The sequence below is a fragment of the Mesorhizobium sp. P160187 genome, from assembly GCF_057766425.1.
Genome location: NZ_JBYMDX010000003.1, coordinates 671542 through 697163 on the forward strand (window position 1 = coordinate 671542; position 25622 = coordinate 697163).

At 62.6% G+C, this 25622-nt stretch carries 20 protein-coding genes and 1 tRNA gene; 11 read left to right on the plus strand and 10 right to left on the minus strand.

The features are described from left to right. Positions 1-32: 32 nt before the first annotated feature. Positions 33-779 carry a hypothetical protein gene (locus AC3CCE_RS06550; protein ID WP_023733527.1) on the minus strand — a complete coding sequence of 249 codons (747 nt, stop codon included), beginning with the start codon at positions 777-779 and terminating at the stop codon, positions 33-35. A gap of 358 nt (positions 780-1137) precedes the next feature. Here AC3CCE_RS06550 and AC3CCE_RS06555 point away from each other — a divergent pair. Continuing rightward, positions 1138-1227 (plus strand) — tRNA-Ser (locus AC3CCE_RS06555). A 232-nt stretch (positions 1228-1459) separates the two neighbouring features. Here the strand turns inward: AC3CCE_RS06555 and AC3CCE_RS06560 are convergent. From AC3CCE_RS06560 to AC3CCE_RS06580, 5 genes are all read right to left on the minus strand, one after another. Continuing rightward, on the minus strand, positions 1460-1912 hold the full coding sequence (locus AC3CCE_RS06560; protein ID WP_023683173.1) for a BA14K family protein: 453 nt from the start codon (positions 1910-1912) through the stop codon (positions 1460-1462). 331 nt (positions 1913-2243) lie between these two features. Beyond that, positions 2244-2816, minus strand: a complete 573-nt coding sequence (locus AC3CCE_RS06565; RefSeq protein WP_352624752.1) for a hypothetical protein — start codon at positions 2814-2816, stop codon at positions 2244-2246. A 907-nt stretch (positions 2817-3723) separates the two neighbouring features. Then, positions 3724-8775, minus strand: a complete 5052-nt coding sequence (locus AC3CCE_RS06570) for an autotransporter outer membrane beta-barrel domain-containing protein (RefSeq protein WP_352624754.1) — start codon at positions 8773-8775, stop codon at positions 3724-3726. A gap of 322 nt (positions 8776-9097) precedes the next feature. Next, entirely contained in the window at positions 9098-9391 is a 294-nt protein-coding gene (locus AC3CCE_RS06575; RefSeq protein WP_023704064.1) for a hypothetical protein, read from the minus strand. Positions 9392-9583: 192 nt separating this feature from the next. Next, a complete protein-coding gene (locus AC3CCE_RS06580) occupies positions 9584-11377 on the minus strand; it encodes a PAS domain S-box protein (RefSeq protein ID WP_352624756.1) in 1794 nt (597 codons plus the stop codon). Between the two features lie 154 nt (positions 11378-11531). On the opposite strand from AC3CCE_RS06580, the gene AC3CCE_RS06585 reads away from it, so the two are divergent. Continuing rightward, entirely contained in the window at positions 11532-11900 is a 369-nt protein-coding gene (locus tag AC3CCE_RS06585) for a response regulator (RefSeq protein ID WP_023671108.1), read from the plus strand. 435 nt (positions 11901-12335) lie between these two features. Here AC3CCE_RS06585 and AC3CCE_RS06590 read toward each other — a convergent pair whose 3' ends face one another. Continuing rightward, entirely contained in the window at positions 12336-12494 is a 159-nt protein-coding gene (locus AC3CCE_RS06590) for a hypothetical protein (RefSeq protein WP_023671107.1), read from the minus strand. Between the two features lie 129 nt (positions 12495-12623). Then, on the minus strand, positions 12624-14624 hold the full coding sequence (locus tag AC3CCE_RS06595; protein ID WP_023671106.1) for an AI-2E family transporter: 2001 nt from the start codon (positions 14622-14624) through the stop codon (positions 12624-12626). A 185-nt stretch (positions 14625-14809) separates the two neighbouring features. On the opposite strand from AC3CCE_RS06595, the gene AC3CCE_RS06600 reads away from it, so the two are divergent. Both AC3CCE_RS06600 and AC3CCE_RS06605 read left to right on the plus strand, forming a co-directional pair. Beyond that, on the plus strand, positions 14810-15043 hold the full coding sequence (locus tag AC3CCE_RS06600) for a hypothetical protein (RefSeq protein WP_023671105.1): 234 nt from the start codon (positions 14810-14812) through the stop codon (positions 15041-15043). A gap of 198 nt (positions 15044-15241) precedes the next feature. Beyond that, complete coding sequence (locus AC3CCE_RS06605; protein ID WP_352624759.1) at positions 15242-16321, plus strand: aminopeptidase; 1080 nt, start codon at positions 15242-15244, stop codon at positions 16319-16321. A gap of 29 nt (positions 16322-16350) precedes the next feature. Here the strand turns inward: AC3CCE_RS06605 and AC3CCE_RS06610 are convergent, their stop codons facing one another. Beyond that, complete coding sequence (locus tag AC3CCE_RS06610; RefSeq protein ID WP_031262127.1) at positions 16351-17556, minus strand: ROK family transcriptional regulator; 1206 nt, start codon at positions 17554-17556, stop codon at positions 16351-16353. 145 nt (positions 17557-17701) lie between these two features. Between AC3CCE_RS06610 and AC3CCE_RS06615 the strand changes: the two genes are divergently transcribed. The 7 genes from AC3CCE_RS06615 (at position 17702) to AC3CCE_RS06645 (ending at position 24663) form a co-directional block, all read left to right on the plus strand. Continuing rightward, on the plus strand, positions 17702-18967 hold the full coding sequence (locus AC3CCE_RS06615) for an ABC transporter substrate-binding protein (RefSeq protein ID WP_023683165.1): 1266 nt from the start codon (positions 17702-17704) through the stop codon (positions 18965-18967). A 93-nt stretch (positions 18968-19060) separates the two neighbouring features. Beyond that, on the plus strand, positions 19061-19996 hold the full coding sequence (locus AC3CCE_RS06620) for a carbohydrate ABC transporter permease (RefSeq protein WP_352624761.1): 936 nt from the start codon (positions 19061-19063) through the stop codon (positions 19994-19996). After that, positions 19989-20894, plus strand: coding sequence for a carbohydrate ABC transporter permease (locus AC3CCE_RS06625; protein ID WP_023671100.1), 906 nt, complete (start codon positions 19989-19991; stop codon positions 20892-20894). Before AC3CCE_RS06620 ends, AC3CCE_RS06625 begins: the two co-directional genes overlap by 8 nt. 25 nt (positions 20895-20919) lie before the next feature. Further along, positions 20920-22026 carry an ABC transporter ATP-binding protein gene (locus AC3CCE_RS06630; protein ID WP_023828263.1) on the plus strand — a complete coding sequence of 369 codons (1107 nt, stop codon included), beginning with the start codon at positions 20920-20922 and terminating at the stop codon, positions 22024-22026. Positions 22027-22070: 44 nt separating this feature from the next. Next, on the plus strand, positions 22071-22838 hold the full coding sequence (locus tag AC3CCE_RS06635) for an SDR family NAD(P)-dependent oxidoreductase (RefSeq protein ID WP_023828264.1): 768 nt from the start codon (positions 22071-22073) through the stop codon (positions 22836-22838). Beyond that, complete coding sequence (locus tag AC3CCE_RS06640; protein WP_352624764.1) at positions 22835-23854, plus strand: sugar phosphate isomerase/epimerase family protein; 1020 nt, start codon at positions 22835-22837, stop codon at positions 23852-23854. Before AC3CCE_RS06635 ends, AC3CCE_RS06640 begins: the two co-directional genes overlap by 4 nt. Then, positions 23851-24663, plus strand: a complete 813-nt coding sequence (locus AC3CCE_RS06645) for an SDR family NAD(P)-dependent oxidoreductase (RefSeq protein ID WP_352624766.1) — start codon at positions 23851-23853, stop codon at positions 24661-24663. Before AC3CCE_RS06640 ends, AC3CCE_RS06645 begins: the two co-directional genes overlap by 4 nt. 409 nt (positions 24664-25072) lie before the next feature. Here AC3CCE_RS06645 and AC3CCE_RS06650 read toward each other — a convergent pair whose 3' ends face one another. Next, complete coding sequence (locus AC3CCE_RS06650) at positions 25073-25507, minus strand: hypothetical protein (RefSeq protein WP_023671095.1); 435 nt, start codon at positions 25505-25507, stop codon at positions 25073-25075. Positions 25508-25622 lie beyond the last annotated feature (115 nt).

Sequence of the window (25622 nt, forward strand, 5' to 3'; positions counted from 1 at the left end):
TCACCATACGCGAATTTGAGCCTATCGCCCGCCTATATGGCCACCTTTCGGCTCCGCCGATGGACGAGCCAGACGCCGAGGACGCCGCCGCCAATGGCCCCGACCACCAGCCCGGCAAGGCCGATGAACACCGCGAAGTAGCCGCAGCCGCCTTCGAAACAGCTGATGTCGGTGGCTTCGGCGATCCCCGCGCCGAGCGCGAAGCCGGCGACGGCGCCGACGACGGCGCCGAGGGTGATGCCGGCCAGCGCGGCGACGATCGAACTGAAGGCTGACGGTGCCTGCGCTTCCGGCCTTGCATAAAAGGCCTTGGCCTCGTCGCGGCGGCGCAGCAGGTAAATGCAAAATAGGCCGATGACGATTTCGGTGGCGGCGATCGCAAGCTCCCTGGCGGAGACGGTGAAATCGGGCACGGTCAGCGCATAGACCTGCTCGGCCAGCCGCCAGGCGATGGTGGTGATCTGCCAGATGGTGAAATGACGCGGAAAGCGCGCGGAACGGCTGAAGGCGAGGCCGAGCAGATAAAGCCCCCACACGATGGTGACGATGTCGAAGGCCAGTCCGCCAAGCACGAAATAGAAGACCCTGTCCGGCAGGCCGGAACTCTCGAACAGCCACCGCGCCGAGACCAGCCAGTAGACCGACCATGCCATCACGAAGAGGAGCCAGACCACGGGCACGAAGGACAGCCCGCTGTCCGGACGCCCTGCGGGCGTCAGCCCGCCTGGCATGCCTCCGGCCGGCGTTCCGCTGGCTGGCTGTTCATTGCTCGATGTCATGTCGGACGATGCCCCCCGCAAAGCCTCCGCCGCACTCGACAGGTGGCGAGGGGCGAAGTCAAGCGCGGCCGGCCCTGCCGCTTGCACGTGCACACCATTCAGAACCGAAGCGCCTTAGAAGCGGAGCCGTTCAACGCCCCGCGAAACGATGCATGGCCGGCAAAGCGAATAGACTGCCGTTATGGCTTGGCATTCGGCGCCGGATCGACTAGATGAGCCCCGCGCCTGTTTGATTGACGGGCGCCGGGAAGGGCATCCGCTGGTTGGCGGTGTCCATCAAGCGGGTCTTCCCGCAAATCCCAAAGGGATGCATCTCCCCAACCCGCGTGGCAAAACCGGCCGGCGCGAATGCAAGGACGGAGAGGTGGCCGAGTGGTTGAAGGCGCACGCCTGGAAAGTGTGTTTACGGGAGACCGTAACGCGGGTTCGAATCCCGCTCTCTCCGCCATCGCCGTTGATTTTATTGTATTCTTTGACTATTTATCGATCTGCCATAACCGAGGAAACTCGACGGTAGCAACTCTTCGGAACCTTGCCCAGCCGGATATCTTGAGTCTCGTGGCGGCGGAGCATTTGTTTGTCCCTCACAGCGATGTCGGGTCTCGTAACCCTAATTCGCCGTCACGCCTCACACAAAGAAAAACCCCGCCGAAGCGGGGTTCTCATTTCGGTCAAAAATCTCAGTAGGGAGAATTGCACTCCCGACGAGGGCCGTAGTTCGGCTGGTAGGTGTTGTCCGAGGCGCGGTAGCTACGGTAATGATCGTAGCACCACTGCACATGCGAATCGCCACCCCGGTAGACGCGATGGTTGTTGTTGAGCGCGCCGGTAATCAGGGCGCCGGCAATGAATGCTCCGGCGGGGAACCAGAAATCGCCGTGGCGGCGATAGCCGTGTCGGTAATGGCGCGAGCCGCGATGGCCGTTCCAGTAGGGGCCGTCATTGTTGTAGCGCGAGAAATTGCGATCGCCGCGATGCTTCATCCACGGCTTGTAGTCCACCGCCTGCACATCGGACGACGCCGAAGGCGCCTGCGGCGTGAACATTTGCGCTGCACCTGCAGGCACAGCGGCGGTGGCCGCGAACGAAACTGACAGCGTGGCCGCCAGCATACCCGATACAATCTTATTCATGATCTTCTATCTTTCCGTTGCCGTCCCTTATGGGCTTTAAACGGTTTAAGAGCGTTCCGGTTCCGCCCGCCTGCCACAACAAAACCCCACACTTGGCGGGGTTCTGTCGTTTGCGATGCGGAGCGGTTAGGCGGAGAGCTTCGCAACCATCTCCGGAGTCAGAATGCAATGCGCCCATGCCTCGTCATCAATCGGCTTTAGGCTGTCCGCCAAGATCTATCCCGATTGGGATCCACGTTCATGAAGGATCGCACGCCGCAAATCCCGCGGACCTTGCTGGTCCTAACCCCTCCCATAACCATAGACGGCAAGATTTGGTCTTTGTGGGTTATCATTGCGCCGAGTTCGAATTTCCACGCTCGCTTAGTGGAGAGCTACGTAGCGCCGAAGCGGAAGACGCGACTTGTCGACAAGGCGTAGATCCCATGGTTGGCGGGGAGCGTTGGGCGTGTCCTTGTGCCGGCGCAGGGATGATGATTTGCTGCGATTCAACAAAGCGGGGGAACGCCATGGCGGACACGGTTATGAAGGCTCCGGTTCTGGATGTAGTTTTAGCATCTGGGATCGACGCCGCCTTAGGCACGGTGTCGGTCACATTTGGATCAATCGACACAAAGAGATTCCAACTCGATTTCTCCGCACAATGTGTTCCTTTGGCAATTGCTGCCCTCTCGGTCGAGATGGGAAAGCTCGTCGCCACTCTTCCTGCCGAAATGACCCAAAACTGCAGGGCATTTCTATAACGAGCACTCAACTGGCCATGAAAGAGGACGGCACTGTAGCCATCTTTCTCCGATTGGAGAGTGGAGCGGAACTGCCGCTTGATTTTCGGTTGGACGACCTCACCCGCCTGCGCCAACAAATAGACGAAGCGCTTACGCTGGCGGATCGAAAGACCCACCACTGATATAAGCTTCGTCCCGCTCTACATCCGCGCCTTGTCATCTCGCTGGTTGCTGCCGGCGTCTGGCGATTCCGGCAGCGCGATATAGTGGGCATGGCTTCCTGCCCCTGCTGGCCGGGCTCGGCACAACCGGGCTTAATGAAACAAACTGCGACATAGCGCGTTGAGGCTCATTCGCGGAGGGAGCTTCAAAAATGGATCCGGTAACGGCTGCTGTGCTAGTTTTGCTTTCTTGCAGCCCCGGCCAGGGAGTCTGCGAACCACTCGGTACATCACCGGCCGTTTTCGGATCCCTTGACACATGCCAGTTGACGCTAGCGAGGAGGCTCGCGGACGCGCCCAACGGAGAGATTGTCGGTCGATGCCGTTTAATCGATCCGATGGCTACAGGTTCCGTTCCCGCGGGATACAGGACCATTGTCGTCACGCGGGGCACAGGGGCGGATTCGGTGAGCCGTCGCTATATCGTCCCGCACAAGGACTGAAGCCCGCGACATCGCCCGCACCTCTTGCGTAGGGGAAAGAGGCGCGGGGCCGACCGGCTGTTTTGCCTTGCGCAAACGCTTTCGGCTGGCAAGTTCATCAACCGGCTACCCGCAGCAGCAGTTCGGGCCGGGGTTAATCTCTATGACGGCCGCGTCTATGGGCCTGGCGGCGAAGGCTTCATTCGCCTGAATGTCGGCTGCCCGCGTGCTCTGTTGCGCCAAGGGCTGGAGCGCATGTCCAGCGCGCTGGCATCCCTGTGATCGACCGCCAGGGTGCTTCGGATGCGAGCCTGGTACTTGATGCCGGCAGCCGGTAAGGAAACGTCCGAGGGCGACGAGCCGGGTGGCCCGCAAGTCCGGATTCCATAGCCGTGCCGGACACGACGCTCAAGCCAAAGTCGACATGTCCAGCTTGATCGCCGCTACCATTTCACAGCGAACCCGAGCTTGGCGCCCAGGGCGTGGCTATCGCCAAAATCCTTGAGGCTTGTCCGCGCTGTCCCTTCTCCGAAGACGGCGTAGCGACCGTCCGCCCAGCTCAGCGAGCCACCAAGGCCGACACCGCCCCACAGCGCCTGATTTTCGCTGACCAGTTTCGTGCCAGACACATCGACATCATTTCCGTCGAGGAAGTCGTAGTAAAGGTTGCCGAGCCCGTAGATGTGCGTGCGGCTGACTTGCCCCGCATCGTCCACCCACTGGTCTTCATAGTCCGCGGAGAGGCCGAGGCGGCCGACGAGACTGTTGCTGCTGCCGGGCGACACGACGGCGCCAAACGGGTCCGTGAACGTGTCGAAGTCGACCGACGAATAGGCAAGCTGGGCTTGGGGCGTCAGCGACCAGTTGCCGTTGAGGGCGATCTTCTGTCCGGCCTCGATGCTCAGCCCGTAGCCGAAACCGTTGTTGCCGTCCGCAAGCGTGGTGCCCAGCGTGGCCGACCGGATGTCACTGTCATACCATGTCGCCTCGGCCTGCGCGTCGACGTAGAAGCCACCGCTGCCGAACCAGGTGAGCGTGCTGCCGACGCCGTAGCCGGTGGCAGCGATCGACCCTGCCCCGAAGATCGAGGACACGTCCGACGACGCGGTTCCGTAGTGGGCCGTAATCCCTCCGATCAGGGTACCGGCGTCGCTTTCGTGCAGCAGGCCATCGACGCCGGCCTGCAGCTTCCAGGTGGTCACGTCATAGTTCGTGCCGGAGGTCGACGTCTCCGGCTTGATCTCGGCATGGGCAGCTTCGATGCGCGCCCATATCGCCTTGCCGTCGACCGAGCCCTGGCCTGGCAGGTCCGCACCTTGCGGTGTAGCACCCTCGCCCCACGACCGATTGCCGATGCGTTGCTGCATGGTGCCCAGTTCATTGAAGGCCTGCAGCACCCCTTCATAGGCCTCGTACAGCGGCACGCCGGGCGAATAGAGCGGCTGCGGATCGGGATCGCCGTTGACCAGGGCCGAACGCAGATACCAATCGCCGTCGGCCGGCGTGCTGACGCCGTTCTTGTAGAGCCTGTATGCGTAGGCGCCCGCGACGACCGCTGCATCGCCTTCGAAGGTATAATTGCCGTCGAGCGAGAAGCTGCCGTTCGAGACGCCGCCGACGTCGACGATCTTGATGCCTCCGACCGTTTGGGCGCCCGACCCGCCGAAATTGACGACCTGAAGGGTACCCGTCCCTGACGTGTTGCCGGCGATCACCAGCATGTCTGTCGGCGAACCGTCACCACCGAGCGCAGCGTTGAGAACGACGGCGCCGCTATTGCCGACATAGTCGCCGCTTACGGTAAGTGTGTCGCCTGGGACGCCACCCGCGATGCGCACCGTTCCGGCGTTGCTCAGCCCCGCAATCGTCTGGGACGTGCCGGCAAGATCGAGCGTGGCGCCCGAGGCGACGGAAAACTGCGAGGAGGAACTGAACGCGTTCGCAGCGCCCGCGGCAAGCGTGCCGCCGCTGACCGTAGTGGCGCCGGTAAAGCCTGAGTTGTCCAACGCAAGCAGCAGCGTGCCTTGGCCGTCCTTGATGAACGTACCGGCGCCCGAGAGCACGCCGGCATAGCTGGCGGAGGCGACTTGGTCGAATGTGAAGGAGGCGCCGGCGCCGATCGCGACATCGCCACCGAAGCGCTCGGCTGCCGAGACGAGGCCGCCTTGATTGACGGTCCAGTCCAGCAGCGACGTGCCTGACAGCGTCAGCACGCCGGCGCCATCCTTCATCATTGCGCCGGTGCCGGAGATATCGCCGGCGAAGCTGGCGTCCGCCGCCTGGTCGAACACGACAGTGCCGGAATTGCCGATGTCGCCACGAATCGAGGTTGCATCGCCGACCAGCGTGCCAGCGCTGACCAACGTGTTGCCGCCATAGCTGTTCGTTCCCGTAAGCGTCAGCGTGCCGGCGCCGGCCTTGGCAAGACTGCCGGCGCCAGAGATCGCACCGGACAAGGTCAGGTCGGCCACAGTGTCGAAGGTGCCGCCGGCCGACGACAGCGTGACGTCGCGCGCCGAGCTGAACGCCGCTGTGTTGCGCAGCGTCCCGCCGGAGAGCGTCAGGCCGCCAGCGGCAACGCCGAGATTGTTGTCGGCTGAAACAGATAGCACGCCGCCCAGGACGGTGGTGCCGCCCGTGTAGGTGTTGGCGCCGGACAGCACCAGCGTGCCCGCATCGGTCTTGGTCAGGCTGCTGGTCCCGGTTAGCACGGAGGCGATGGTGGCGGTGTAACCTGCTCCGGCCACCGTGCCGTCGCCGACCCGAATGATGCACTCGCCGCCAGCGCCATCAAGCGTGATGGCTTCGCCTTCGATGCGGTAGCCATCGGCGGCGAATTGCATGCCCGTAATCGCAAGCGCGCCGGCGCTGCCGTCGGCGATGACGGTGCCGCCGAGCGTCTGGAAGATGGCGAAGCCGGGCTGCGGCTTCATCGCGCCAGTTACCAGGCCGGTGCTCGTCGTCCAGTTCAGGCTTGTCGCCGTCCACGTGCCGTTGCCGCCGTCGACCAGATCATTGTTGGCATTGCCGGCCGCGTCACCATCCCAGAAGAGCAAGTCGGTGCCGACGCTGCTGACGAGATTGACCTGGTTGGCGACGGAGGTCTGCACCGTCAGGTCGGCGGCCGTGACACCGGCCGGCAGATTGCCGAGCTCGAGACCATTGTCGGTGAGTGCGCCGCCATAATTGATTAGCCGGTAGACGCCAGGCCCGAAGCCGCCGACATCGGTGATGTTGAGGCTGCCGTCCAGCGTCAGCGCTCCGGTCACCTCGATCAGGTCGTTGACACCGCCGCCGACAATTCCTGCCTGGCCGAGCTCGTAGTCGAGCATAGAACCGGAGCTCAGGCTGAGCGATCCGACCGTAAGCGTACCCGGACTGGAGCCGGGGGCCAGCACGCCGCCATCGGCGACGATCACCGCGCCGCCTATCGAGCCGGAGCCGCCCAGCGTGCCGCCGCTGTTGACCGTCGTTTCGGTATTCCCAAGCGAACCTTCGACGACGAGCTTGCCCCCGTCGACCGTGGTGCGGCCGGAATAGGTGCTGTCGCCGTTGAGCACCAGGGTGCCGGCGCCCTCCTTGTAGACGCCGCCCACGCCGCTCAGCTCGCCATTCGCGGTCAGCGTCGTACCCGCCGCCGCGCGGAAGTAGCCATAGGCGGAAGTGAGCTTGACATCGCGGCTCATGGCGAAGCTTGCTGTCGTGCCGAGTTCGCCGCCGTCGAGTGTCAGCAGGCCCGTAGCGGCACCCAGATTCTGGTCCGACGCGACCGAGATGCTTTTGCCGGTCCCGACCTTGGTGCCGCCGCTGTGGGTGTTGGCACCGGTCAGCGTCAGCGTGCCGAAGCCTTCGATGTCGACGCTGCCCGAGCCGGAGATATTTCCGCCGAAGGTGTGGGGGCCGAGGTCGAGAAACGAGACAGCGCCGTTGTCCAGGATGTCGCCACGGATCGCCACGGTGTTGCCGGCAAGCGTTCCTGCATTGACGATGTTGCCACCGGTATAGCTGTTGGACAAATTGGTGACGTTGAGGGTGCCGGCGCCGCTCTTGACCAGTGTGCCGGTGCCGGTCACCTGGCCTGACACGTCCAACTGCGTGCCTGCCACCGTGTCGAACCCGCCGGTCGAATTGATCAGGACATTGCGATTGGTGGCGAAGCTGGTGGTCGTGCGCAACGTGCCGCCGTCGAAGGTCAAGCCGCCCGAGAGGGCGCCCAGATTGTTGTCACTCGAAATTTGCAGGGTCCCGCCGGACAAGGTCCAAGGCGTGACGGCAGTTGTCGTCCCCGTTAGGGTCCAGGTGCTGTTTCCGGTTTTCTCGTAGAACCCAAACCCGTCATATTTGGCGCCAGCGCCGATCTGCGACACACCGAAACTGGCGCTGATATCGCCACCCAGCTTGAATGTATCCGCGGCGCTGAAAGCGACCACATTGCCTGTGATGGTGGAGCCAGCCTGAATCTCCAGCGAATTGACGCCGCCGGTGAACTGGATGGCTTTGCCGGCTACCGGCGTTCCGCCACCCGCGCCAACGGCGCCACCTGTAATCGTGCCCGCATTGATGACGGCGATGTTGGCGCCCTTGATCCCAGCGGCCCCGTCGCCGCCGGCCAAGGAGCCCTGACCGCCACTGCCGCCAATAATCGTCGCACCTTGATTGTTGATGACGGTTCCACCTGAAAGCAGCAGAACGGCGGCGCCACCGTCGCCACCGCCGCCGAGAACAGTTCTTCCACCGGCGCCCCCGAGCAGATTCCCGCTGTTCTGGATTGTCCCGCCAGCGGTCAGGACGATGGCAGCTGCGCCGCCGCCACCACCTGCTTGGACCCCAACTGTGAGGAGACTCGTGCCGCCGGTAACGCTGCCGCCCGCCTCAACAACGACATTTGCAGACGAGAATATGCCGACACCGCCACCACCGCTGCCGCTGTTGCCACTGTTTCCGCCTCGGCCACCTGTGCCACCACTCACCGATCCTGTGCCCGTGACGGTAACGTCGGCCGTGGCACTGACGCCCACACCGCCACCACCACCGCCGCCGCTCCTGACGACGCTGTTCGTGCCAGGTGAGCCCAAAGCGCCGGCCCCGCCGCTGACGCTGGTTGCAACGGTCCAATTTGTGGAGATGACCAGACCCGTAGCACCAGTCGCACCGGCAACGCCATTTGGGTTGTTGGCTGTCGAGCTTCCCGATCCCGACCCTCCGGGCGCACCGTTGCCCGTCGTGAGGTCAACGCCGCCACCACCGCCGCCAGCGGCAGCGCCATTGGGGACATTCTGACCCGTGGCGCCCGATAGTGCACCGTCCACACCCCCTTGTCCGGCGCCTACGCCGACGCCATTGCCGCCATCGGCCCGAGCGGGCGCGGCGCTCAGTGCGAGGGTGACGGCAAGGATCGCAAAGGAGGAAGCGCTGGAGCGAAGCGACACGACTTGCCGCAAGCGCGCGAGATGCAAAACCCAAATCCCATCGCGCGCCAGAATCCGCTCCGCCATGCCTATGCTCCCTGATTCCTGAATGCGCCGAAGGCAGCATGAAAGCTATTCACCCGCAAGACGTTTATAGTCATGAGAGCTACCAAGAAGCTAACGGTGGTCAGTAAAATCAAGTCTGCGACGTTTGAGTGACAGGTAACACGTCAATATTAGATTTAGCTTATTAAAGAGAGACCTTACGGAATCGGGAGAACGATCCCGCCGCATGAATCTGTGCGGAAGCGTTCGGACCTCCTGGGCCCAGCCGATCCCATCGGGCGGAGGTGAGTTTCGCCTCTACGGGGGCGATGAGGCGCTAGGCTGCCCCTTGGGCGACCCCTCACTATCCTGCAAGAAGTGATTCTGTAATCGACTCCCACTCTGCGTCTAGCTTGCCAGTTGCCACAGGCTGCCCGGCGCGGCGGTACCAGTAGGCTGCATTAGAAAGGTCGCCTTCTTTGCGGTGCAGATAGGCATGAACCCATACAGAGGCCGGATCAGATTCGTTGGCCTGCACACACTCATGCGCCCGCTCCCAATCGCCCTGTCTATCCCACCATAGAGCGTGGAGCGCCATCCCAAGATTCGCCGGGGGCTCTACTCCCTGAAGGGTCGCACGGAACTCGTCGATGTCCATAGTTACCTCGCCTCTGGCTACGCCGGTTCTGTCCCGTTCCGTGCAACGAAATGCGCCCTCTGCCGGTGATTTGCTCTGTCGACTTTAGCAATGGCTCTGGCGATCTTTAGCGGAAACGGGGTTTTCGCTCGGCAAAGGCCGCATCAAGGGCTTCCAATTGACGAATGCTCGTTGCAGGGCTGCTTCCTGCTTCTAAGCTTCATGGACGGCAGAAGCTGCTACGGAAGCCAAAGGCGCTTCCAGGCTCCATGTTATGCCATGCGGACCGTGTTCAAGATTTCCCTGCCCACTGACCGCTGCGGGCGCAACCCGCTTCAGCACAACGGTTCCAAAGCCACCTTGTCCGACAGTCTGGACCTGCGGACCATCGGATTCGGCCCAGGTGAGGTGAAAGAGCCTCGAAGCACCGGAACCGGTGATGCCCCATGTGACCGAAATCCGGCCCTTGTCCCCTGAGAGCACGCCGTATTTGGCCGAGTTGGTCGCCAGTTCGTGGAAGGCAATCCCGAGATACTGAACTGCGTTGGGACTGAGCACCAATGATGGGCCCGACATTTCGATCACATCCCCCCGCGGGAAAGGCTCGACCTGGGCCGCCAAGAGGTCGCTGATCGTGGCACCCTTCCAATCCGCCGAAACAAGCAGGTCGTGAGATCGCGACAACGCCATGATGCGCTCGCGCACCTGGGTTTCAAAGTGTTTTGGCGTCTCCGATCGCTTGTTGGTCTCCCGGATCATCGACAGGATGACCGAATACTGGTTTTTCACCCGGTGGTTGACCTCGCGCATCAGCATGCGGATGCGGTATTCATTCTCCTTCGCCGACGTGATGTCTCGCGCTATCTTCGATGCGCCGGTGATCTGCCCGGTTGCGTTACGCACGGGCGATATCGTCAGCGAAACCGGAACCAGGCTGCCATCCTTGCGCAGGCGGGTCGTTTCGAATGGTTCGACGCGCTCGCCGCGGCGAATGCGTTGGAGGATGCGGGGTTCCTCGTCCTGATGGTCTTCGGGGATCAGCATGGTCACCGACCGGCCAATCGCTTCGTCGGCGGTATAGCCGAAAAGCCGTTCGGCGCCGTGGTTCCAGCTTTTTATGATGGTGTTGAGATCCTTGCTGACGATAGCGTCAAATGAGGATTCCACGATCGCTGACAGGTGCTGCCTGGTTTCTTCGGCACGCTGGCGGTCCGTCAGGTCCAGCAGCATGTTGACGGCGCCAATCAGAGCGCCGTGCTCGTCCCGCAGCGGTGTCGGGTAGGGCAGGAACGGAAAAAACGATCCATCGGGACGCTGCGCAACAGCTTGCTGATTGCGGACCGGCCTGTTCTCCTTGAGCGCGATGGCCATCGGGCATTCATCGTGCGGCAATTCCTTGCCGTCGGCACTGAACAGCTTGAACGTCACACACCATTTATCCTTGCCGATTTCAGGCTCCCTGCCTGCCAGATCGGCCGCGGCGCGGTTGTAGTAGGTGATCGTCCCATCCTGATCGGTCGTGTAGATGGCGACGGGTAGGCCGTCGAGTATCTGGTGATAGGTACTGTCATGCTGCCTGAGCTCCGAGCGGGTGTGCACCAAGTCGGTTACATCGACCGTGAAGCACCGGGTGTTGATCAGCTTGCCGTCCCGGAAATGTCCGCTTGAGGTGACTTCGACGTGCTTGATCGATCCATCGCTGGCCCTCAATCGCGCCGGATATCTTACGATCTTCTCGCCATTGGCAAGGCGACCCAAAATGTCCTCTATGACGTCCCGGTCGGGATAGAACTCGGCGATGTGGCAACCGAGGTAGTCCTCTGCGGGATAGCCGAGAAGGTCGAGCTCAGCCTGGTTGGCATGCACGATTACGCCGTCTGCGTTCACCAGATGGAGGGCAACGGCGCCGTTTTCGAAGAAATCCTTGTAATCGAAATCCAGACCGTCATTGCTGGACACCCCCGGGTTTTCGAAGGCGACAACATTCGCCTGTGTTGCTTCATGCATCCCAAACACCTTGTCCAGTCCAACCAAATATAATGCGGCTTGGATCAGTTGGTTCCCATTGCTCGCGGTCTCGACCCGTGCGTACGGGAACCGGACCCTAAAAGGGTCGTAGCCTCGACTCGTCTTCCATCTACAAACGTGCGATCATCCGCGCATGGGCAAACCCTTGGTCCTTGTCGTCGACGACGAAGCCTTGATAGCACTGGATATGGAGTCCACTCTTTCGGAGGCGGGCTTTGCCGTGGCATTGGCGGCGACATGTTCCCAGGCGAAACGTTTTCTTGCGGACCATACCCCCGCCGCAGCGATCCTGGACGTAAGGCTGTCGGACGGCGAGGCTGTTGACGCGGCAAAAACCTTGGCAGGGCGGGCGGTTCCTTTCATCGTCTATTCCGGCCTGGGGCTCGAGGAAACCCCCGAAGCGTTCTCGTCCGGCGTAAGAGTGATGAAACCCGCCGGACCTGCAGAGGTGGTCCGGGCTCTCAAAGCGATGACCGCCGGGCAGCAGAAGGCGACGGGATAGCCGTGCTCTGAGCACCTTCGGTCTAAACTAGCCAGGCGCTGCCGGAGCAGCTGCCGTGCCTCACGGAGCAGCGAATTGCGGCCGGTGCCGATCAGGCGAACAAGGTCGCGCGCTTGATCCTCGGTGATGCCGGTCTCTTTGGCAGTTGACAGCACCAGTGCTTCATTCCCTTCCACTTTCTTAGGGTTGTGCTCGTCCTTGCCCGTGCTGATCATGCCTTCTCCATCGGCTCAACGCCAGGATCTGAGACTCATTCTTCGACGCACGGTCAACCTCGCTGTGCCGCGTTTGAGCGACAGAGATAGCGGCTCAATTATTGCGTTGCCAGAAACGATCCTGGCAACAGCCAAGTGGCCGGGTCCGTTCGTACGATAAAGCGCCCCGCGCAGGGACGGCGCCAGCATGGGCCAGATCGACCAGACAGATTGACCGGTCCTATGCCTCTCCGAAATCGGTTTCGTTTCTTGACGTCGGTTGCCGCTCGTAGTCAACGGGCGGCGGCAGGAGCATGATTTCGGTCTCCTTGCGGCCGAACTCTCGGCCGATCTGGAACGCCGCGTAGATCGCGCCGAGGCGGATAAGGAATCTAAGCATGGGGGTTCTCCTTCGATGTTAGGAACCGCAAGGCCGCGAGATTGTTCCATGGTTTGCGAGTGGGGACGATCTTGCCGTCGCACCAGGCATTCCAGCGCCGGCGCGGCAATCTGAGACATGGCGGTGCGGCTAGGCTGTTGCGGCCGTTGCCTGGGCCGGGATCCGTTTTCGAGGGGCCGGACGGCGTCGATCGCGGCGTTTCGAAACGACTTTGAGGGGAACGGCCGGCGCTGGAGAAAGTGCGCCAAGCACAGCGTTGACCATGCCGTGCGCTACGAAATCGGCGCTGATGTCGGCGGCCAAAGCTTGCCTTTCTTGCCCGACATCGCCCTGCTCCGCGTCTGACCAGAACACAATCCCAATTCTCAAACCTGCCTTGGCGCGCTTCAGTCTCCGGACCAGAAAGCGGGCATGCTTGAGCGAATCCCGGTTCAGGAAACCGACCACGACGGTGTCGATCGCCTCTAGTTCGAGACGACGAATACCTGCCGGCTCCATATCGACAAAACTGGCCTTCGCCACCGTAGCACCTTGCACCTCCAGCACCTGAGCGAGCATGGCGGCAGCGGCATCGTCGAGTTCGCCGCGACCGCCGGCACAAAGCACCGACATGTCCTTGCCGTCGGGCAGCTCGATCTCTTCCTCTTCGACGCCATCTGTTTCCCTGCTCGCGCTCCCTTCCGCGGTGGTTGCCGGCGCATCTTCCTCGCTTGCCTCTTCCTGTGCATCGTCGGCAAGATTTGCCACAAGAATTTGGGCGCTCGCCGCCACCTGCCTTCGCTGTTGATCGCCCATCACGCCACGCATGCGGTCCTGCTCGCCCAACAGGAGAGCAGGAATGGCGACCGTGTCGTAGAAATCGATCAGGTACTTCTCCTCGAGGATCTCCTCGGCATGGTCAGTTGCCTCGTCGGGATCGCCGGCCAGGAGCCGTTGATAGAGCCGGGCGTGAGCTTCAAGGACGGGCTCGTTGCCAAACAGCACGTCGAGAAATTCGAACTGCGGAACATGTCGCCCGAGGACGACGAGGCAAACTGTCAGCGGCGTCGAAAGGACCAGGCCGAGCGGCCCCCACAACCATGTCCAGAAAATTGCCGCAACGATGATTGCCAAAGGAGAAAGTCCCGTGCGCGAGCCATAGAGCCACGGTTCGATGACGTTGCCGGTTACCAATTCCATGACGACAAACAGTGCGGCGGTCCACAGCACCAGCGACCAGCCGGGCGCAACCGCCAAGGCCAGAAACAAGGGCAGCAGCATGCCGATAACAGGGCCGATATAGGGAACGAAGCGCAGCGCCAGTGCCAGCAACCCCCACAGCAGCGCGTTGGGAATGCCGAGCACCCAAAGGCCAATTGCGATTGGTATCGCGTAGACGATGTTGACCACCAATTGCATGATCAGATAACGGCCAACCCGTTTGCCGGCATCCTGCAGTGCCTGCGTTGTGCGATGGAGGTCGCCATAGCCGACGAGGCGGATAAACCGGTCGCGCAGATCCTCGCGCTCAAGCAACATGAAGATGACGACGATGATGATCAGGCCAGCTGATGCCAGCGGGCTGATCAACGGTCCGATGATGTTCTGCAATACCTCCAGAGGTCTCTCGCGGGCGACGATCTCGACGGGAACAGGCTCGCGCCGGGGCTTGTCCGCCGCAGGCGGCGCCACATCCTGCTTGTCGATCTCCTGACCGACGCGCTCGATCACCCCGCTCAGCCTGGCAATTATGCCGCCACCAACGCCCGTCTCCTTGAGGGAACGTACCTTGGTCAGAATGTTTGTCTGGTAGACGGAAATGTTCTGAGCAAGCTCGCTTACCTGGGTCGCAACAATGAAGCTGAACAGGCCCAGGGCCGCGAATGCGCCAATCACGCTCAGAAGCACTGCGGGCAGCCGAGGCAAGCCGACACGCTTCAGTGCGGAGACCATCGGCACCAGCGCAAAGGTCAAAAGCAGCGCGATGGCAATGGGAAGGAACACCTCACGACCGAAATACAGCGCAGCTACTGTCGTGACGATGGTTGCCACGGTAGGCAGAGCTGTGCGCGGATGGGCATTGCCTGCCGCAAGAATCCGTCCTAGCCCCCGCTCGGACGATGAGATGTCGTTTCGACGATTGGCAGCCACGTGATTCCCCCCGTTTCCTAGCGATAGTTAGACCCATTCGCCTGCCGGGCAATGTTTAGCAGGGCCGAATACATACGTTTTGCGGTTTTGCGCCCTGGGCGCTGTGCTCCGACGGTTCAGTCGATATCGTCGGAGCCGCAAATCTGTGGTAAAGCCGCCGCCCAACCAACCAAAGGACGACATCTGTGAGCGAACCGACTGTGGCCGAAGCGACCGAAAGTATCTATGCCTCGCTGCGGGCGGACAATGCCGACATCGACGCCCATATCGCGACGCTCAAGGCTGCGCTGACACGAGAGGGCGCAAAACAGGCGGTGTTCGATCCGGCAAAATTGGCGCAGAACAACCGCTCGGGCCGTAAGTTGATGCAGGCTTATTTTCGCCAGCGCGGCGTGAGCGTGAGGTTTTCGGACCAGTAGCGCGCTGCAGCTTGGGGAACGGCGTCCCAACGGACGGTCCGTATCTCGCCCGCTCCGCCCTGCGGTGGACTTTCGTCAATCCTAGGCGAATGCCCGCATTGCCCTGCCCAGGTCGGTGTCGCCCCCTGCCCCTGCAGCTCTTGACGGAAACCGGTGCCTCCTGTTTGAGGTGGGCCAGGACGTTTGCTGCATGGGGAGATGGGCAAGGGTGGGCAAACAGTGAAGCGCGTTCTTCAGATGCTTGCCGCGGCGATCATCGCGTCCGGGGCGACCGGCTGCACGAGCATTTCCTACTACGCGCAGTCGTTGCAGGGTCACGCGCAGATCATGGCCGCGCGCAGGAATGTCGGGAAACTCATCCTTGACCCTTCGACGCCCGAGGCATTGCGCGCGAAATTGACGTCGGCCAGCGCGATAAGACGGTTTGCGACGGATGAACTGGCATTGCCCGAGAACAGCAGCTACCGCAGCTATGTCGACATCCATCGCGACGCCGTGACCTGGGCCGTTTTTGCCGCGCCGCAATTCTCGCTCGCGCCACGAACATGGTGCTTTCCGGTTTTCGGCTGCGTTCCATACCGGGGTTATTTCTCCCGGAAATCCGCGGCTGAAAGCGCTGTCGAGCTTCAAAGACAAGGCCTCGACGTCTATGTCTCGGGCGTCACCGCCTATTCCACGCTTGGCTGGTCGAGTGACCCGCTGCTGAGCACCATGCTGCGTCAGGACGACACCTATCTCGCAAGCCTTGTTTTTCATGAGCTGGCGCATCAGCGCCTCTATGTGGATGGCGATTCCGCATTCAATGAGGCGTTCGCCGTAGCCGTCGAAACCAGCGGCGTCAGGAAATGGCTCCGCGCCGCCGGCGATCGGGCCGGATTGCGCCGCTACGAAGCCGATCGCAAGCGCAGCGCCGATTTTCTCGGGCTGGTGGCGAGGACGCGCGACGAGCTAAGGCAGGTCTATGGTAGTCCCCGCACCCCGGAAAAGATGGCGGCCGCCAAGGCAGCAACCATCGACCGGTTGCGGGCGCGCTACCGGCAGATGCGCGACAGGCACTGGGCGGGATACCGTGGATACGACGCCTGGTTCGATGCCCCGATCAACAACGCAAAGCTCGCCGCAACTTCTGTCTACGGTGAACAGGTTCCGGCCTTTCTTCGCTTGTTCGACCTGTGTTCGGGCGACTATCCAAGGTTTTACGCTTCTGTCCGGCGGATCGCGGATTTGCCCAAATCGTCACGCGCCGAAGCGCTCAAGGCTGCGGACACGTGCAATTGACTTGAACAAGCACAGGCTGGTCCTGACGATCACCCCAGCGACAGTTCCTTCGTCTGGTGTCTCAAAACGAGGCCGACCGCGCCCAGCAAGGCATCGTTCTCGGTGTGCCTGCCAACGATGATGCGCGTGCGCAGCGCGGGAGCGACATCCCGGGACTTGATCAGCGTGTGGCGTTCATAGGACGCGATCAGCGGCGTCAACAGAATGTCCCCTGCCAAAGCCATGTGGCCGCCGATGATGATAAGCGGCGGATTGAGCACCGAGCCGATCAGGCCGAGACCCCGGCCGGCGATCTCGGCGGTATCCTCGATCATCCGCAACGCCCTGACGTCGCCCTGCTCGGCCATGGCGATGACATCGTCCATGGTGACTTGCCGCCCAACGACACGCGAAATCTGTTCCAGCGGCCGGGTAAAACTCGCGTAGAGCTCCAGGCATCCGCGATTGCCGCAGCGGCAAAGGTCGCCGCCGGGATCGATGCTGATGTGCCCGAATTCGCCGGCGCCGCCGGCGACGCCCGTCACCAGCCGGCCATGCTGGACAATGGCGCCGCCGACACCCAGATCGATCTTGAACAGCACGAAATCGTCCTGGCCGACGGCCGCACCCCACATCAGCTCGGCAATGGCCGCGCAGTTGCTCTCATTGTCGGCGAAGATCGGCTGTTCCAGAACGGGTCCAAACACATCTCGTATGTTGACGCCGGCCCATGTTGGAACCATGCTGGCGCGCAGCACCACTCCATCGCGGCTGACAGGGCCGGAGACGGAGACACCAACCCCCAGGAGCCCCGCCATCGGCAGACCATTTTCCCTGTAGGATTGGGCAATCGCCGATTTGACCGCCCGGGCCGCCTGTTGCGGCTGGTAGTCCAGCGCCATTGGAATATTTTGTTCGGCAATGACGGAATGCGAGACATCGGCGACGATGAGCCGTATCTGCTGAAGAGCCAGGTGAATGCCGACGCAGGTGCCCGCTGTCGGATTGAGCGTCACCGCCGCGGCTGGCCTGCCGATGCCTCTGATGCCGTCGCGGCTGGTCGGGGCTTCGATCACCATTCCAGACCTTTTCAAGCCGTTAAGCGCGGTTGACACCGTCGAGCGCGCCAGACCGGTGGCGCGTGCGATCTGCAACGCGGAGAGTGCGCCGCGCTCGCTCAGGCAGCGCACGATCATGCTCTCCGGCGACGCGGAGGGTCTGTCGATCAGCCAGGTTCTAAGCGAAGGTTTTGTCATGGCTCAACATAAACATCGTTGACTGATAGATCCAATATGTCATCTTGGAAAGAACTCGAGATTGACGCATCTCGCCGGCGGCGGCTTCAAACCGCGGCCATAAGCGGTCGAGACGAACCGTGCAACACGATATGGGAGTGAAACGATGAAGTCCGTCATGACCGCGCTTGCGGCCGCTGCTGCGTGCACATTTTTCGCCGGGGCAGCCTTCGCCGAACCCAAGACGAACCTTTTGCACCAGTGGGCGACCGGATCGGACGCCCAGGCGATCGCCAAGCTCGGCGAGATGTTCACCGCCAAGGGCGGCAAATGGGAACAGACCTCGATCGCCGGCCACACAGCCAATACGCTGGCCAAGCTGCGCGCCGACGTGATCGCCGGCAATGCCCCGCCTGCCGTGCAGCTCAAGGGCCCGGAAATCGCCGAGTGGAACGAGACCGGCATGACCGCCGATCTCGACGAGTTGGCGGCCTCGGAAGGGTGGGAGAAAGTGGTGGCGCCGGAATTGCTTCCGGTGATGAAGCCGACCGGCAAATGGGTCGCCGCGCCCATGAACATTCACCGCATCAACTGGCTCTGGGCCTCGCCCAAGGTCATGCAGGCGGCCGGCGTGGCGGAAATGCCGAAGACCTGGGCCGAATTCAACGCCGCCTGCGACAAGATCGTCGCCACAGGCAAGATCTGCATCTCGCATTCGACCGCCGACTGGACGGATTCGACGGTGTTCGAGGTCGTCCTCTACGGCCAGGACATCGATCTTTACCGCAAGGCCTTTGTCGAAGGCGATGTCGAGTCCATGCGCAGCCCGGGAATGGTCAAGGCCTTCACGCAGATGCGCCTGATGACGAGCAAATACATGGATCCGGGCATGGTCGGCCGCGACTGGGATTCGATGTCGGCGCTGGTCGGCAAGGGCGACGCGGCGTTCCACATCATGGGCGACTGGACGATCGGCCTTTTGACCGCCGCCGGCTTCAAGGAAGGCACCGACTATGTCTGCGCCCAGGCGCCGACCGATTGGGGCAAACCCGGCTTCATCCTCAACTCGGACTCGGTCGTGTTCTTCAAGCAGAAGGACCAGGATTATATCGACGGCCAGAAGCTGCTGGCCAGCCTGATCCTGTCGCCCGACTTCCAGACGGTCTTCAACCAGGCCAAGGGCTCGATCCCCGCACGCCTGGATATCGATCTGTCGAAGGGCTTCAATCCGTGCCAGCAGCTCTCGCAGAAGGATCTGCAGGCTTCGATCAAGGAGGGCACGCTGGTCCGCTCGATGGCGCACAACATGACCATCCCGCAGAAGATGCGCGGCGCGATCATGGACTCCATTACCGAGTTCGTGGCGACGCCGGACATGTCGCCCGAGGATGGCGCCAATGCGATGGCCGACGCGGCGGAAGCACAGAAATAGACGGGAATGGCCGGGCGCCATCCGCACCCGGCCGTCCGCCATCCCGGTCCCGCGCTCCGCCAGTCCTGTGCTCTGCCAATCTCCGTGCTCTGAATGTCAAATCACGACCTGATCCTGTCGGTACCGGCGCCCGCCCGCCCCTGGCGCGAGCGGCTGGGCTCCGCGATGCCCTTGCTGGTGCTCGGCCCCTCTCTCGTGGCGAGCTTCGTCTACGTCTTCGTGTTCACCGGCTGGACGCTCTATATCTCGCTGTCCAACTCCTCGCTGCTGCCGACCTACGGCTTCGTCGGCCTCGAGAACTACGCGTCGCTGTGGGCGAACCGGCGCTGGAACATCGCCTACAACAACCTGTTTTTCTTCAGCGCTTTCTACATCGTCGGCTCGATGGCGGTGGGACTGCTGCTGGCGATCCTGATCGACCAGCGCGTGCGCGGCGAAGCGGCCTGGCGCACGATCTTCCTCTATCCGCTGGCCGTCTCCTTCATCGTCACCGGCACGGTCTGGAGCTGGCTCTACAATCCGACCGACGGCATCCAGGCCATGGTGCGCGGTTTCGGCTGGGCGAGGTTCAGTTTCGCACTCGCCAGCGACCGGCACTATGCGATCTACGCGGTGATCATCACCGGTGTCTGGCAGGCCTCGGGCTTTGCCATGGCGCTGTTCCTGGCCGGCCTGCGCTCGGTGGATCAGGACCTCGTCAAGGCCGCGCAGATCGACGGCGCATCGACGTTCCGCATCTATCGCAAGGTGCTTCTGCCAACCATTGCGCCGATCTTCCTGGCGGTCGCCGTCATCCAGATCCAGTTCGCCATCAAGACCTTCGACCTCGTGGCGGCCCTGACCAAAGGCGGCCCGGGGATCTCGACCACCTTCCCCGCCATCTACGTCTATGACCTGATGTTCCAACGCGGCCAGATCGGCGAAGGTGCGGCCGCCGCCATCATGATGCTTGCCGCTGTTGCCGTGGTGCTGGTGCCCTATTCATTCTGGGTGGTCTGGCGCCGGCGCAAGGAAGCCGGCCATGGCTGACGTCTCCCTGGACCAGTCGCTCGACCGTCGCGCTGCCGCAGTCGCGTCGCGCCGGCATTTTCTCACCCGCTTCGCCATCTATGGGCTGCTGGTCGTCTTCGCGGCGATCTACCTGGTCCCGTTGCTGGTGGTGGTGCTGAATTCATTCCGCGACCAGCAGGAGATCGCGCGCAACGGGTTGATCTCGCTGCCGCGCAGCTTCCGCCTCGATGCCTGGGGCCAGGCCTGGAGCACCTATTGCATCGGCGGCACCTGCGAGGGCATGCAGCGCAACTTCTACAACTCCCTGAAGATGACGATCCCGGCCACGATCATCTCGACGGCGGTCGGCGCGATGAACGGTTACATCCTGTCGAAATGGCGCTTCAGAGGTTCGGAAGCTTTGTTCACCTGCATGCTGCTCGGCGTCTTCATTCCGGGCCAGATTTCGTTGATGCCGTGGGCGTTCATCCTCGGCAATCTCGGCCTCAGCAATTCGGTCTACGGGCTCGTCCTCATCCACGTCATCCAGGGCATTTCGTTCACCACTTTGTTTTGCCGCAACTACTACGTCAGCATCCCCGACGACCTGATCAAGGCGGCGCGCATCGACGGCGCCGGCTTCTGGCGCATCTTCCGCAAGATCATTCTGCCGCTCTCCTCACCGATCCTGATCGTCACGGTGATCTGGCAGTTCACCGGCATCTGGAACGAATATCTGTTCGGCGTCGTCTTCACCTCCGGGCAGCAACAGCCGATCACGGCAGCGCTCGTCGCGCTGACGGCAAGCGGCACCAATGTGCGCGCCTACGATGTCATGAGCGCCGCCGTGCTGATCGGCGCGCTGCCGCCGCTGCTGATCTATCTCTTCGGCGGCAAGTATTTTGTTCGCGGCCTGACGCAAGGTGCCATCAAATGAGGCGCGATCAAGTGAAGGGCATTGCATGTCGACATTGATCATCCGATCGCTGCGCAAGAACTTCGGCGCGGTCGAGGTGCTGAAGGGCATCGATCTCGAAGCGCGGAACGGCGAGTTCATCGCGCTGGTCGGACCGTCCGGCTGCGGCAAGTCCACTCTGCTGGCGATGATCGCCGGGCTCGAATCCGTTACCTCCGGCGAGATCCGCATCGACGGGCGGCTGGTCAATTCGGTGGCGCCGAAGGACCGCGACATCGCCATGGTGTTCCAGTCCTATGCCCTGTACCCGACGATGACGGTGCGCGAGAACATCACCTTCGGCATGGAAAGCCGCCGCGTCCCGAAGCCGCAGCAGGACGAGGCCGTCAAGCGGGTTGCCGCCTTCCTGCAGATCGAACCGCTGCTAGGGCGCAAGCCCGGACAGCTTTCGGGCGGCCAGCGCCAGCGCGTCGCCATGGGCCGGGCGCTGGTGCGCGATCCCAAACTGTTCCTGTTCGACGAGCCGCTCTCCAATCTCGATGCCAAGCTGCGCGTCGACATGCGCACCGAAATCAAGAAGCTGCATCACCGCGTCGGCAAGACCACGGTCTACGTCACCCACGACCAGGTCGAGGCGATGACGCTGGCATCGCGCATCGCCGTGATGCACCAGGGCGAGGTCCAGCAATTCGACGATCCCGCCACGATCTACAACCGTCCGGCCAACATGTTCGTCGCCGGCTTCATGGGGTCGCCGGCGATGAATTTTCTGCCAGCCGAACTGAGCCAGGAAGGCGGTCGCGCCACTGTTGTGTTGCAGACCGCCGACGGCAAGACGGCCAGCCTGCCGATGGTCCAGGCGCTCCCATCCGACACGCCGCGACAGCTCGTGCTCGGCATCCGTCCCGAGCACATCTACCGCTTCGATCCCGACCTTGCGCGCCGCAAGCCGGGCATCGCGCAGATCAATGCAGTGGTCGAACTGGTCGAGCCGACAGGCGCGGAGACCATGGCCGTCCTGCGCCTGGGCGGCAAGGAGATCACCGGCCGTTTCGACCCCGACGGCACGCCGCTTATGGGCGAGACGGTGACGCTCGGCATCGACATGGCGCGTGCCTGCCTGTTCGACCCGACGACCCAACGCCTGATCTGATCTGACCCGATCTGACCGAAGCTTGATCTGAAAAGAGTTCCGCCTTGTCCTTCGCCACCTATCCGAGCCTGTCCGAGCGTGTCGTGCTGATCACCGGCGGTGCGTCGGGCATCGGCGCCGACACGGTCCGCGCCTTCGCCGCCAATGGCGCACGAGTGGCGTTTCTTGATCTGCAGCAGGAGGCCGGCGAGGCGCTCGCGCGGGAACTCGCCGCCGCGGCAGCGCACGCGCCCCTGTTCCTGCGCTGCGATGTGACCGATATCCCCGCCCTCCAGTCCGCGATCGGCACGGTGCGCGACCGCCTCGGGCCTGTCGCAGTGCTGGTCAACAACGCCGCCGATGACAATCGCCAGCCGGTCGCCGACGTGACCCAGGCGACATGGGACCATGCCCAGGATGTGAACCTCAGGCACCACTTCTTTGCCGCCCAGGCCGTGCATCCGCACATGAAGGAAGTGGGCTTTGGTTCGATCGTCAATTTTTCCTCGATCGCCTGGCGTTTCGGCGCCTCAGAGATGGCGCCCTATGCGGCGGCCAAGGCTGCGGTGGTCGGGCTGACCTTCGCGCTGGCGCGGGCGTTTGGCCCCGACAACATCCGCGTCAACGCCATCGAGCCGGGCGCCGTCATCACCGACCGGCAGCGGGAGCTTTGGTACAAGACCCAAGGTTCGGTCGACCAGGTCGTGCAGCGCCAGGTGATCCGCAAGGTTCTGCTCGGCGAGGAGATCGCGCGCACGGTGCTGTTCCTCGCCGCCGACGACAGCCGCATGATCACCAAGCAGTCGATCACCGTGGATGCCGGCCTGAGATGACCACACCTGACTCAAAGGATCGCTTCATGCTCGAGGTCGGCCTGAACCCCTACGGCCTGACCTATCATCTCGGCCTCCAGGGCCGCGGCACGCCACGCGCCAATCCGCAGCCGGCGGGGCTCGAAGGTTTCATCGCGCTCGCGACCGATCTCGGCGCGCGCGTGCTGGAGATCTGGGTGCCATGGCTGACCGAGCTTTCCGACGACGCGGTGATCGCGCTGCGCGAACGGCTCGCCGGCCTTCGCATCACGCCGGTCGTCAGCGGCGGCCTGCTGGTGGGCGAACCGCTCGACGATGCGTTTCGGGCCGCGCGCCTGCTCAAGGCCAAAATCATCCGGACGGCGCTGACGCCCATTCTCTGCGGCGACCGCAACGCCGCCGGCGAAAAATGGAGCGAGTACGTCGGCATCATTCGAGAGCGATTGGTGGAATGGGGTCCCCGCGCGAATGCCGAAGGGTATGTCCTTGCGATCGAAAACCACCAGGACTTCACCAGCCGGGAACTCGTCGAATTCTGCGCGCTAGGTGGTGACAGTGTGGGCGTCACCTTCGACACCGGCAACACGTTCCCGGTCGGCGAAGCGCCGCTCGATTTTACGAAGGTGATCGCCCCCTATGTCCGCCATGTCCACCTCAAGGATTACCGCGTGCAGTTCACGACCGAAGGTTACCGGCTGATCCGTTGTGCCATCGGCGACGGTGCGGTGCCGTTTGCCGAGCTGTTCGCCATTCTTGGCCAACACCACGATCGCATGACCGCCGTTCTCGAACCGGGCGCCTTGGAGGCCCGGCATGTCCGCTATCTCAGCGACGACTGGTGGCGCGGCTATCCGCAGAAGACGGCACGCGAATTTGCCGCCTGCCTGGCGGCCGCGCAGCGCAACCGGCTGCCCGACGATGCCGACTACCGCACGCCTTGGGAGCGCGAAGCCGACGTCTCACTGGTTTCCTATGAGCTCGACATGATCCGGCGCAGCGCCGCCAAGATGCGCAAACTGATGGAGAATATCCGATGACGGCACGTGAACTCGATGGATTGACCGCCTTCGTAACCGGCTCCGGCCGTGGCCTCGGCCGCGTGATGGCCGAGCGCCTGGCCGAACTCGGCGCCAATGTCGCGATCCACGACATGGACGAGGAAGCGCCGGCGAAGTACGGCGAGTTCGCCAATCTCGGCGAAGTGGTCGAGCGCCTGAAGCGGCACGGCACGAAGGTCACGTCGGTGACCGGCAACATTGGCGACCAGAAGGCGGTGGCCGAGATGAAGCGCAGGATCGAGGCCGATCTCGGCGACGTCCATGTGCTGGTCAATTGCGCTGGCGGCGACATCGGCGCCAAGGGCGGCAAGCCGAACCCGAACAACGCCCTCGACATCGAACTGGACGACATCCGCGTGCTCACCGAGAACAATCTGATCGGCACGATGCTGGTCTGCCAGGCCTTCGTGCCGCCGATGAAGCAGCGCGGCGGCGGCTCCGTCATCAACATCGCCTCCGCGGCGGCACATCTCGGCTGCTCGCCCGAGGTCGTTTACTCCACCTTGAAGGCCGCGGTCGTGCATTACACGCGCTGTCTCGCCAAGGAACTGATCGACGACGGCGTGCGCATCAACGCGGTCAGCCCAGGCGCCACGAAGACGGCACGCTTCCAGGCGACCCGCACGGTCGATCCGGAGCGCATGGATTCGAGCAAGAAGTCGCTGAACCGCTATGCCGAGCCGGAGGAGATCGCCGAGGCGGTGGCCTTTCTAGCCGGCCCCCGCGCACGATTTGTCAATGGGCAGGTGCTCCGCGTCGATGGCGGGTTTACGATCTTTCCGGGGTGATGGCGGGGTGCCTCGGATTTCAATTTCGGGGCCGAAAGCGGAAGGTCCGTTTTCGGGATTCCTGGGTTAAATTGCCCCCTCACGCCTCGAGCTTTTCGCAGCGTCAAAACGGCTGTGGAGGGATTGGCAGGCTATACCGCTGACGAAGCGCACATGTGACGCACCGAGGATAAGTAACCCCGCTTGGTCACGAGGGCGCTGCCGACCGGTTGGTCGAAACTGGCGCTGGTACTCGCTATTCACGAACTTGCCGATCACCCTGACGAGGTCCACTAAGCAATGGTGAACGTCATTTCTGAAGTCGCAAGCAACTCGGCCGCCCTACTCCATTGAGGTCAGCCATGCCTTCGCGGAGCCGACGCAATCTCTGCTGGAGCCTGCATGCTTCTTCAGGCGCAAGCGCTGTGTCTCAGTGCGGCATGAATCCTTTTCTCAGCCAAGCCAATATCTTGCTCCCATTGAGGACCCTGCGGACACGCCCGGCGGCCCAGCCAGCCTGCATGGTGGCGCCGGTGTGGCAACTGCAGACGATCTCATGCAACTGCCAATCGGAGAGTTCGAAGAAGCGTCTGGCTTCCCCGTAGGTATCCGATTGCATGCCCGATGCACGCAGCAGTGGATCGTCAAAGGCGACACTGATCGCCGATCCGACCGCGCGCGCTTCTCCGCGGACAGAGGGATGCAGATGCTCAGTCCCGGTGAGAGCCACAAGGGAGCGCGTAGGATTTCGATAGAGCAGTTCCGCCCACCGCTCTATCCGTTGCGTCCTTGTAGCCAGCAGAGCCGGCGATAGTGGACTGATGTCCGCGACTGACTGGAGTTGATCGAGTGTCTGGTGCTTCATGACTGCCTCCTGTTGGTCGTTCCAATCCCAAGGCCTTTGCTGCAGGATTGGCTCACACGCTAAGCCGCCTCGTAAAGGAGCGGCGGCCGATCAGGTGTTGCCACCAATCGCCCAC